At 56.5% G+C, this 851-nt stretch carries 1 protein-coding gene; it reads left to right on the forward strand.

Annotated elements, in window-relative coordinates; translation table 11 throughout:
• The first annotated feature begins 290 nt into the window (after positions 1 to 290).
• Positions 291 to 764: a nickel-responsive transcriptional regulator NikR gene (gene nikR, locus QN347_RS19315; RefSeq protein ID WP_322162133.1), complete on the forward strand. Its 474-nt coding sequence runs from the start codon at positions 291 to 293 to the stop codon at positions 762 to 764.
• The last annotated feature ends 87 nt before the right edge of the window (positions 765 to 851 follow it).

Genomic DNA, 851 nt, shown 5'->3' on the forward strand with positions numbered 1-851 from the left:
TTTCTCTACACTAAATCAGTAGGTTAAGCTACGCTCGCCAACCCGAAATCGCCCGTCCGACGAATAATCCGGGCTAGAGTGAGGATGACTGGGCGATGCCAAGCCGAGCGACTTGCCGGAGACCTTTTCAAAATCGCGTTCCCTTATGCAGAATCACTGCGTCATTCATACGAACTTTATCGATATACGACGGACCAACAAGGGAGGATGCAGCGGTTAAGCAAAATTGAGACGTTCGACATCACGCGGTCAGAGGGTGTAGTTTCGATCCTTAAATTGCGGAGTTTGCTATGCAGCGTGTGACAGTCTCGCTCGACGAGGAAATTGCCGTAGAGTTTGACGACCTGACCAGAGACCAAGGTTATCAAAGCCGCTCCGAGGCGGTCCGCGATCTAGTGCGGCACGCGGTCGATGCTCGCCGCCTGGGGAGCGGGGCCGGCACAAACTGTGTCGCCAACCTGTCCTATATTTACAATCACCGGACGCGTGCCCTGGCGCAGCGGTTGCTCGACATGCAGCACGAGCACCACAATCTTGTCGTCTCGACCACGCACGTCATCCTCGATCACGCCTCATCGTTCGAGACGATGATCCTTAAGGGACCGACCCGCGCGGTTCGCGCTCTGACCGACGCCATCAAGACTGAACGCGGCGTCCGCTTTGGCGTGGTCAACCTTGTTAGCGTTGATCCGAACGACGACCACGATGACATCCACGACCACCATCATAATGGTTTGGAGCACGCCTCCCCCCACTCAGGCTGAGGCTCGTTAACCCGTCTTATTCGTGAGGCTTGGCGGATAAGGCCAAGATCGGGGTCTCGTGCGCTGGCTTTGGGGTTTTGACGCGGG

This window comes from Sphingomonas sp. 10B4, assembly GCF_035019905.1.
Classification (GTDB): Bacteria; Pseudomonadota; Alphaproteobacteria; order Sphingomonadales; family Sphingomonadaceae; genus Sphingomonas; species Sphingomonas glacialis.

Coding starts and splice junctions, on each gene's coding strand:
- nikR (WP_322162133.1), top strand. CDS start 291: ATGCAGCGTGTGACAGTCTCGCTCGACGAGGAAATTGCCGTAGAGTTT.